1 protein-coding gene is annotated in these 281 nt (G+C 70.1%); it reads left to right on the top strand.

The window, feature by feature from the left end:
* Positions 1-281, top strand: a 281-nt coding sequence (locus NFJ07_RS25815; RefSeq protein WP_269998950.1) for a Gfo/Idh/MocA family protein, incomplete at both ends; no start/stop codon positions are given.

Genomic DNA, 281 nt, shown 5'->3' with positions numbered 1-281 from the left:
CGGGCGAAGGAATACGGCGTGCCCGAGTGGGGTGGCGTGGACGCGGCGCTGAACCACCCCGACGTCGAGATCATCGTGAACCTGACCATCCCGGCAGCCCACGTCGAGGTCGCCACGGCCGCCGTGAACGCGGGCAAGCATGTCTGGACCGAGAAGCCGTTCTCCCTGGACCGCGAATCCGGCCTGGCACTGTTGAAGACCGCGGACGCCGCGGGCATCCGCCTCGGATGCGCACCGGACACCTTCCTGGGCGCCGGGCTGCAGACCGCCCGCCGGATCAT

The organism is Arthrobacter sp. B2a2-09 (assembly GCF_027587375.1).
Taxonomy (GTDB): Bacteria; Actinomycetota; Actinomycetes; order Actinomycetales; family Micrococcaceae; genus Arthrobacter.
The sequence above is the reverse complement of the archived record's forward strand: the minus strand, read 5'-3'. Positions and strand labels throughout refer to the sequence as shown.